2 protein-coding genes are annotated in these 1,984 nt (G+C 29.6%); both read left to right on the top strand.

The features are described from left to right. Window positions 1–224: 224 nt before the first annotated feature. Entirely contained in the window at window positions 225–707 is a 483-nt protein-coding gene (locus J7M77_RS16790; protein ID WP_296880653.1) for a hypothetical protein, read from the top strand. 240 nt (window positions 708–947) lie between these two features. Then, window positions 948–1,736, top strand: coding sequence for a Cof-type HAD-IIB family hydrolase (locus tag J7M77_RS16785; RefSeq protein ID WP_296880651.1), 789 nt, complete (start codon window positions 948–950; stop codon window positions 1,734–1,736). Window positions 1,737–1,984 lie beyond the last annotated feature (248 nt).

Genomic DNA, 1,984 nt, shown 5'->3' with positions numbered 1-1,984 from the left:
GTTATTAAATGCATATTTGGTGCATATTAATAATGAGGTGTTCAACCTCAAAGCATCCTATGATGACGAGTGACGGTTCTGACTCGTCGGTAAAATAAAAAATGACCTAGCGATGATGATGTGTGAGAGCAAAGACACATCGATAAAATAAAAAATGGCTCAAGGATGCAAGATAGAGGAATCTATAACAGGTTCCTCTTATTTTTTTTAGGAGGATAAGTAAAGTGTATAAGTACGAAATAAAAAAGTTGAGTGAGCAATTTTATAAAGACTATCCTCATGACCAATATCAAGAAATTTTAACAAAAAAAGGAAGAAGTTATGATGTTGTTTTATTTGAGATTGATTATTTAACAGATCGTTATGTATGTGTACTATTTAGAACAGAGATGAAACATAATAATGACTATAAGTTTAAATTTTCTGATAGAAGTAAAAAACATCAATCAGGATTGGATTTTTCTAAACTTGTTATTGTTTCAAAAGATAAATATATTGGTGAAAGTTCCACTATTGATGTTGATGAATATAAAGAATTTGAAAAACAAGAAGATTATATTCATAAGAATTTAGAAAAATATATACATGATTATATTGAACATATTAACGGGCATAAACGATTACATAGCAAACAATTTGAAAGAAAATATAAATATTCTACTCTTAAATATTTTCATGAAGAACTTAGAATTGTAGTAAATGATTAGGTTCTTATTAAAAAGCCGATAATGCTGACTTGATTTGTAAATTAAATAAAGAGAGAGTAAATATAGGTGATTTACTGATTTAGAAAGTTGTAATTATATCTAATCTATTTTTAATAAGATAATCTAAACGGTGGAAAACTGTTTTAACTAATCTTGAAAAAGTTTTCAAAAACAGTAAAAAAAGCTGTTGAAATAATGCTTTTGTTATAATAGAAGCAAGATAAACAAGAGGTGAAACAGATGACAAAAGTATTATTCTTTGATATTGATGGAACTTTGACTGATGGACATAATGGTGTACCTGATATTCCTAAAGGGGCTAAAGAAATGATGCATAAATTACAAAAGCAGGGACATTTGTTGTTTATTGCTACGGGAAGACCTTATGCTTTTATTCCTAAAGAATTAACTGAATTTGGTTTTGATGGAATGATCTTAGCTAATGGGGCTCATGTAGAGTTAAATGGAAAGTTTATTTATCATCAGCCAACTGAACTTGATAAGACTAAAAAATTAATCGCTCATTTGGAAAATCAAAATTATGAATATATTATTGAAACAAGTCGTGGTGCTTATTTGAATCCTAAATATCAGGTTTTAAAGGATTTCTTTATTAGCTGTAATATTAATGAAAAGTATTTAATTGATGATTTTGAAGTAGCTAAGGTATTGCCTGATTGTTTAAAAATTGAAGTAAGTGTTCCGTTTGATAAACAAAAAGAAGTTGAAGAAATGATCAAAGACGAATTTAGATATGATAAACATGGAACTGAAAATGCTTTTGAGATTTATTCTAATGTGATTTCTAAAGCGACGGGAATTAAAAAAGTATTAGAGTATTTAAATTTAGAAGTAGAAGATAGTTACGGCTTTGGTGATGGTTTGAATGACATGGAAATGATTCAAATGGTTGGTACGGGTGTAGCGATGGGAAATGCTGTTGATGAGCTAAAAGCAATTAGTGATTTAGTTAGTGATACAATTCAAAATAATGGCTTAGAAAAAGCGCTGGTTAAATTATTTGGTTAAAGACACTTAGGTGTCTTTTATTTTTTTATATAGGAATTTAGATTCGTTTAGGTGAAAATCAAAAGCACCCAGCCTGTACGTATATCATTACAGCCGGGTGTTTCTGTGAAACTGAAAAAGGGTTAGAAAATTACTGTTTTTTCCTAACCATTGTTCCATTGCATTCTGGACACTGACAGCTGTATCCATGGTTTCTTTTGCCGGAATGGATTTCTTCTCCTAAAAACTCTTCCAGTATCCACTCCGGT

The organism is Thomasclavelia sp. (genome assembly GCF_017889095.1).
In the GTDB taxonomy this organism is placed as follows: Bacteria; Bacillota_I; Bacilli_A; order Erysipelotrichales; family Coprobacillaceae; genus Thomasclavelia.
This window is presented reverse-complemented; position numbering and strand designations above follow the sequence as displayed.